This is a genomic window from Novosphingobium sp. ST904 (assembly GCF_001298105.1).
Taxonomy (GTDB): domain Bacteria; phylum Pseudomonadota; class Alphaproteobacteria; order Sphingomonadales; family Sphingomonadaceae; genus Novosphingobium.
In genome coordinates this window covers 1-6,494 of sequence record NZ_LGJH01000068.1, presented here as the reverse complement: position 1 = coordinate 6,494, position 6,494 = coordinate 1, and the positions used below count along the sequence as shown (strand labels likewise).

The following is a 6,494-nucleotide window of genomic DNA, read 5'->3' as shown; positions in this document are numbered from 1 at the left end:
AAGATGGGAAGGGAGTGCAAGACCGCAGGGTGAGAAGCTGCAACAGCAATCGGGGGAAGCGGGTTGCCGACCTGACGTGCATAGTCTCCGGGGACAGGGGGCGGGCGCGCCAGGCCAGCATGGAACAAGACTGCTTCTCGTTCGCAAGATTTACCATTCGTCAACATAGGTTAAGATAGTGTGAATGTGTACACATGATTGAAGGCGGATGACGGAAATGGCACCGACTTTGGAGCAACTCGCCTTGGAGTTGCGCTGCACCGTCCCGGATTTGATGGCCGAGCCAGGAGCATAATTGTGGACATGGCATTTATCATCGGAGCCGGAGTCCTGGTTGCCGCATTCGCGCGCTGCCGGCTCCGGCTGCGAGTAATCACGCTGATGCGAACATGCTGGTCGCAACGGTGCTGGCTATCATCTTCCAGGCCGCGCAATCGGTTAAGGCACGGATGTTCACGGGGTTGTTCCTGGTGGGCGCGGTGTGTGTGTGCAGGTTATCGTCGTTCCGCTGATCCTGCGAGGCCGGCCGGATTAGCCGCGGTCGGCTGAATGCCGTGCCGAAAAATTCGCGGCGTTCTGGACTTGTTTTGTGGCCACCATCAGTGTGGTTCCAGGCTTCACCCACGGAGGATTGACGTGGAATTCAAGGATGCGATGCGGGGATACGATTACGATCTCCCGCTGATGGACGAGTTGGGGGCCAGTCAGAGGATGTCCGAAAACGTACGCACAGAGCCGTGTCAGCGATCGTATGACATCACCGATGGTCGGCTCGCCATTTTACCGGAATACGCAAGTAGGTGACACCGTTTGCCTCCGCCTGATCGAAATGGCCGGCGCGGATGTTAACCTGGATTGAGGGCAGCAGAAGCTTGGGCACGGAAAGCCCGGCGTCGCGCTGCTCGCGCATGGCGACGAAGCCGTCCTCACTCACACTGTCATGGACATGGACGCTTGACCGGCGTTGTTCACCCACCGTCGTCTCCCAGCGATAGTCGTCGCGACCCGGTGCCTTGTAGTCGTGGCACAGGAACAGCCGCGTCGCCTCGGGCAACGTCAATATGCGACGGATTGAGCGATAGAGCTTGCGCGCGTCACCGCCGGGGAAGTCTGCGCGTGCGGTGCCATAGTCGGGCATAAACAGCGTATCGCCGACGAACGCCGCATCGCCGATCAGGTAGGCCACGTCTGCAGGGGTGTGGCCGGGGACGTGCAGCACTTCGACCTCCAGGGCGCCGATCGCGAACCGATCGCCGTCCTCGAACAGCCGGTCGAAATCCGAACCGTCCGTCTTCAGATCATCCATCGCGAACACGGGGCGGAAGATCTTCTGCACGTCACGGATATGCGCGCCGATCCCGATCCATGCGCCGGTATGCGCCTTGATGAAAGGGGCTGCCGACAAATGATCGGCATGGGCGTGCGTTTCCAGCACCATCGCGACATGCCAGTCGTGCTCGCGCGCGAAGGCGACGATCCGCTCGGCCGAGCGCGTATCGGCAACGCCGCTCGCCATGTCGAAGTCTAGAACCGGGTCGATCACCGCCGCCTTCCGGGTGGCGGGATCGCCGACCAGGTAGCTGATCGTATTCGTCGGCTCGTCGAAGAATGCCTCGATGAAGGGTTGGGTCATGATTCCTCCGTTAGCTCTTGCTAATATATTAGATGATGCTACATAAGCAATGCCTAATGGAGTGGCGACAATGCTTAAACCGCCGATGGACCTGGCGACGTTCGAAGCGAAGGCCGGACAGGTTGCCGACACACTGAAAGCGATCGGCAATGCGCGCCGGCTGATGCTGCTGTGCAAGCTGGTCGAGCATGGCGAGGTGACGGTCGGCGATCTGGCCCGCGATGTTGGCCTGTCGCAGTCGGCCTGTTCGCAGCACCTCGCCAAGATGCGCGACGAAGGCCTCGTCACCTACCGACGGGAGAGCCAGACGCTCTGGTACGCCATTGAGGACGCCCGCGTCGAAACGCTGCTCGCCACCCTCTACCAGCTCTATTGCAAGGATTGATGCGATGACGCTTGCGACCCTTTCCCCCACCGATACCCGCGCCGCGATCGATGCCGGTGCGCGTCTGATCGACATTCGTGGTGCCGACGAACATGCGCGCGAGCGCATTCCCGGTGCGATGAACGTGCCGCTCGACCGGATCGGCGATCTCCCGCGTGACGATCGTCCGGTCGTCTTTCACTGCAAGTCCGGGATGCGCACCGCCGCCAATGCGGCGCAGCTCGGTGCGGCAACGGGTGGCGCGCCGGCCTATATCCTCGGAGGCGGCATCGATGCGTGGCGGCAGGCAGGACAGCCCACCGTCGCCGATCGGTCGCAGCCGTTAGAGATCATGCGGCAGGTGCAGATTACCGCCGGTGGGCTGGTGCTGATCGGCGTTCTGCTCGGCGCGTTCGTCACTCCTGGCTTCTTCGGCCTGTCGGCATTCATCGGCGCTGGGCTGATGTTCGCTGGCGTGACGGGATGGTGCGGCATGGCTAGTCTACTGCGCGTAATGCCTTGGAACCGGCGCACGGCCGCCTGAGGCGATCATGGACGCCGCCACCATCCTTGCCGCGCTCGTATCAGGCGGCGTGATTGGGCTAATCCTCGGCCTTGTAGGCGGGGGCGGGTCGATCCTCGCAGTTCCGCTCCTGATTTATGTCGTCGGCGTCGGATCACCACACGCCGCGATAGGAACAGCCGCCGTCGCCGTGACGGTCAATGCTCTCGCCAGCCTAATCGGCCATGCCCGCGCCGGTCGGGTGAAATGGCGGTGTGCCGGCGTGTTTGCGGTGTCAGGGATGATCGGTGCGGCGCTGGGTGCCGAGCTGGGCAAGGCTTTCGACGGCAAACGGCTACTCGTCCTGTTCGGGCTGCTGATGATCGGCGTCGGGCTGTCGATGTTGCACAAGCGTCGCACGGAGGAGGCGCCTGATGTGCGGCTGACCCGTAACAGCGCGGCAACGCTGCTGCCGCGTCTGGTTCCAATCGGGCTGGGCGTCGGGCTTGCCGCCGGCTTCTTCGGGATCGGGGGCGGGTTCCTGATCGTGCCTGGGCTGATCCTTGCAACCGCGATGCCGCTGCCCTTCGCGATCGGCACGTCGCTGGTCGTCGTCAGCGCGCTGGGGTTGACCACCGCCTCGTCCTACGCCCTATCGGGGCTGGTCGACTGGAGCGTGACCGCGATGCTGGTCGCGGGCGGCGTCGGTGGAACGATCGGCGGCATTGCATTGGGCAAGGTTCTCGGCACCCGAAAGGGGCTGCTCGAACGTGGCTTTGCCGCCGCCGTGATTGCAGTAGGAACCTACGCCACGGCATCGTTGCTCTGAACCTGAGCGGCTTCAGCCGACTGCTATCGACGCCCTCGCGCCAACAGCTTTTCACCATCGGGCCTGATCTCGCCCTTCGGCGTAACGTCCGCTGCCACAGGCGCCCGAACAGCAACGGGCCGCCAATCCTGCGGGCTGCGATCCGGCCTGCATCGATATCGGACAGAATGATGCTGCGCTCTGCGTGACGTGCGATCGAGGCGGCCAGCCTGTCGAGTTCGCCACTCGCGGCCAGCACATCCTTGCGGCCCAGAGCCTTGATCGTGCGCTGGCGGACAGTTTTGCCCTCGCGCACGCTCTCGACCAGGTGAAGATAGCGGTGGCCGCGCGCGACTCGTTCGACGACATACATGGCCAGGTTGTTACTGCCCGGACCCGTAAAGATAAACCAGACCGCCAGTCACACGGAAAATGTTGTTAGCGCACCCGGTTTGGCGCCAAATCCACTCCCAGCAATATTAAATACTTACGATCTCGCGTTCCCTGCGTGTTCCGCTAGCACTGTTCAAGTTGGGCCTTGGTGGACACATCCTTCACACCAAGGCACTCCGAACAGGTGCGCGGAATCTCGCGCTTACACCTGGTTGGCGGCGTTGCGACGGCCGACATGATGGCAACCGCCATACAGCGTACCTGATTGGTGCGATTACCGGATTGGTATTTTAATCGGATTGATCGTCAAAGTCAGGCGAGCAGGGCGAGAATGGTTTCCGAGTGATGCGGCTCGGTATCATTTGATTTTGAGGCACGCCCAAATGCGCAGCGATTACGTATAGGCCAAATGCCTGGATAGCCCGTGAAGGAAAAGATCAGGTTGGCAATCGTGTAGAGCCAGCCAAACACTCCTTCACAGTGCTCCAACAACCGGTCGCGCCAGCACTATCATGCTGAACGGTTCGAGGGTTCGGCGTCTGATTGGATGGCGCCGAGGACGCCGGTTATATTCCAATTCGAGATCATGTTGGCAATCTGCCCTGCCGGCATCGGCCTGCCAAAGAGAAACCCCTGGCCAATATCGCACTGCATGCGCGTCAGATATGCCGCCTGGGTCGGCGTTTCGATCCCCTCCCCAACGGTCTTGATGTCAAGGTTTCGTGCAAGGTCTATGACCGCGCGGACGATGGTGGCGTCTTCCCGCTCTGTCTCATCCAGGCGGGAGATAAAGGACCGATCAATCTTCAATGTATCAACGGGGAACTGCTGGAGGTGCGTAAGCGATGCGTAGCCCGTTCCGAAATCGTCCAGAGCGATCGTGACGCCTGCCTCGGACAAAGTTTCCAGCGCAGTGCTTACCGTATCCGCAAGCTGGCCCACGAAGACAGTTTCAGTGACCTCGAGTTCGAGCACCGAAGGCGGTAGCCCAGCGCGATGCAGCCGCCCCAATATGCGATCGGCAAAGTCGCCGCGCTGAAAATCCGCGGCCGAACCGTTGACGGCGATGCGACCAACCTCGGTTCCGCTGTCCCGCCAATAGAGCAGGTCGGCGATCACCCCCTCCATCATGCGATCGGTCAGTTTCGTCGAAATATCGGGATCACTAAGTGCAGCGCCAATCGCCGCCGGAGAGCGCAACCCCGTCGCGTGATGCCAGCGCAGCAGGGCTTCGAAACCGACGCATTCCCCAGTCCGCAGGCATACCTTGGGCTGGTAGAAGGGAACTATACGGTCGTTGAGCAACGCTTCCCGGGCATCGTAGAGCATCTGGGTTTCGCGCTCGGCGGAAGCCCGCAAATCGCTCTGGAAGCATCGAATTCGGCCGGGCCCCTCCTTCTTTGCCGCGTAAAGCGCCAGATCCGCGCTCTTATGGAGGTCTTCGGGATTCTGGCCATCGCGGAATGCCACGGCTGAACCCGCGCTCAAACTGACGTCGAGTTGGCGGCCCTGGAAGATGACGGGTTTGGATGCTTCGGCGAGAAGCGCCTTAATCGCCCCGATCTCCACTGCATGATCGCCTGGTCCAGGCAGGATAACGGCGAATTCATCGCCGCCGAGACGCGCTACCGTCGCAGACGCCGGGGCACTTGCCACGAGGCGCGCCGCGATTTCCTGAAGAAGCGTATCCCCAGCATCATGGCCCAGGTTGTCATTCGTCGACTTGAACCGATCCACGTCCAGAACCACGAGCTGTACCCGGGTGTCGTCTGCGCGTGCATTTCGAAGGGCCGCGTCAAGGCGCTCACTGAACAGAGCACGATTCGGCAAATCGGTGAGTGAATCGTAGTGCGCCGCCCAGCGCAGCTTATCCTCGTATTGTCTCTGGCTGGTCACGTCCTGAAGCGATCCGATCAGTCGGGTCGGTTGCCCGCCGGCATCGCGCACGACATGGCTCCTGGCCACCAGATAAAGATAAGACCCATCGGCTGCCCGGAAGCGAAACTCCTGCGTCCATTGGACGATGCCGGGGTCACGGATTTGCTCGAAATGAGCCAGCACCTGCCCACGATCATCGGGATGAATCCGTTCGATCCACCAGTTGCGTGAAGTCTCTGTTTGAGTCTCCGGATAGCCAAGGACCGTTGCTGCCGCGCGCTCCACTCGATGGTGTCACGGGTCAGCGAGACATCCCATATGACGTCGTTGGTAGCCAACGAAGCAAGCCGATAGCGCTCCTCGCTGGACTGCAACGCCTGTTCGGCGATAACCTGATCATCGATATCTTCCAGGTTGCCGTACCAAGCCAGCACATTATCTTGAGCACCAAGGCGTGGGAGGGCCCGGGCACGGAACCAACGAAATCCGCCGACAACGGATTTCAAGCGGTAGCGGACATCTACTTGTCGGTTGATCCCGGCCGCTGCCAGGGCGCCCTTCCATGCCTCGAGAACATGCAGCAGGTCGTCGGGATGAACCGCCGCCGTCCAGCCCCAATTCAGCGCCTCTTGCGTACTTGTCCCGGTGAGGATGGTCCACCGGGGGCTGACCTCGACCACCGCCCCGGTCTCATTCGTAATCCACGGGATTTGCGGATTCAGCTCGACCGAGTGGCGATAGTGTTCCTGACTGGACTGCAATGCTTCTATCAAAGTGGCCATTTCCGCCCCCGAACGGAGCGAATCCTGGAACGCGGCATGGCCTTTTGCCAGCGACCGAAGGATCACGCCGGCAGCGATAGAGAACGCCAGTCCGATGCCCGTATGATACGAATCCCCTGACGTTAACAGCCTTG

General features: G+C 61.3%; 5 protein-coding genes and 1 pseudogene. 3 read left to right on the top strand and 3 right to left on the bottom strand.

What is annotated here, in order from left to right; translation table 11 throughout:
• Nucleotides 1-757: 757 nt before the first annotated feature.
• Nucleotides 758-1,633 carry an MBL fold metallo-hydrolase gene (locus ADT71_RS00845; RefSeq protein WP_054434253.1) on the bottom strand — a complete coding sequence of 292 codons (876 nt, stop codon included), beginning with the start codon at nt 1,631-1,633 and terminating at the stop codon, nt 758-760.
• Nucleotides 1,634-1,703: 70 nt separating this feature from the next.
• On the opposite strand from ADT71_RS00845, the gene ADT71_RS00840 reads away from it, so the two are divergent.
• The 3 genes from ADT71_RS00840 to ADT71_RS00830 are packed head-to-tail and all read left to right on the top strand — an operon-like array spanning nt 1,704 to nt 3,328.
• Nucleotides 1,704-2,018, top strand: a complete 315-nt coding sequence (locus ADT71_RS00840) for a helix-turn-helix transcriptional regulator (RefSeq protein ID WP_132470467.1) — start codon at nt 1,704-1,706, stop codon at nt 2,016-2,018.
• Nucleotides 2,019-2,022: 4 nt separating this feature from the next.
• Nucleotides 2,023-2,541, top strand: coding sequence for a rhodanese family protein (locus ADT71_RS00835; protein WP_054434248.1), 519 nt, complete (start codon nt 2,023-2,025; stop codon nt 2,539-2,541).
• A 7-nt stretch (nt 2,542-2,548) separates the two neighbouring features.
• Nucleotides 2,549-3,328: a sulfite exporter TauE/SafE family protein gene (locus ADT71_RS00830; RefSeq protein ID WP_054434246.1), complete on the top strand. Its 780-nt coding sequence runs from the start codon at nt 2,549-2,551 to the stop codon at nt 3,326-3,328.
• Between the two features lie 882 nt (nt 3,329-4,210).
• Here ADT71_RS00830 and ADT71_RS00820 read toward each other — a convergent pair.
• Nucleotides 4,211-5,863 carry a bifunctional diguanylate cyclase/phosphodiesterase gene (locus ADT71_RS00820; protein WP_082370062.1) on the bottom strand — a complete coding sequence of 551 codons (1,653 nt, stop codon included), beginning with the start codon at nt 5,861-5,863 and terminating at the stop codon, nt 4,211-4,213.
• A 146-nt stretch (nt 5,864-6,009) separates the two neighbouring features.
• Nucleotides 6,010-6,360 (bottom strand): annotated as a pseudogene (locus ADT71_RS32535) (PAS domain-containing protein); the annotation flags it as partial.
• Between the last annotated feature and the right edge of the window lie 134 nt (nt 6,361-6,494).

Excerpts from the sequence above, each read along its gene's own strand:
- ADT71_RS00835 (WP_054434248.1), top strand. The coding sequence starts at position 2,023 with ATGACGCTTGCGACCCTTTCCCCCACCGATACCCGCGCCGCGATCGAT.
- ADT71_RS00830 (WP_054434246.1), top strand. The coding sequence starts at position 2,549 with ATGGACGCCGCCACCATCCTTGCCGCGCTCGTATCAGGCGGCGTGATT.
- ADT71_RS00840 (WP_132470467.1), top strand. The coding sequence starts at position 1,704 with ATGCTTAAACCGCCGATGGACCTGGCGACGTTCGAAGCGAAGGCCGGA.
- ADT71_RS00845 (WP_054434253.1), bottom strand. The coding sequence starts at position 1,633 with ATGACCCAACCCTTCATCGAGGCATTCTTCGACGAGCCGACGAATACG.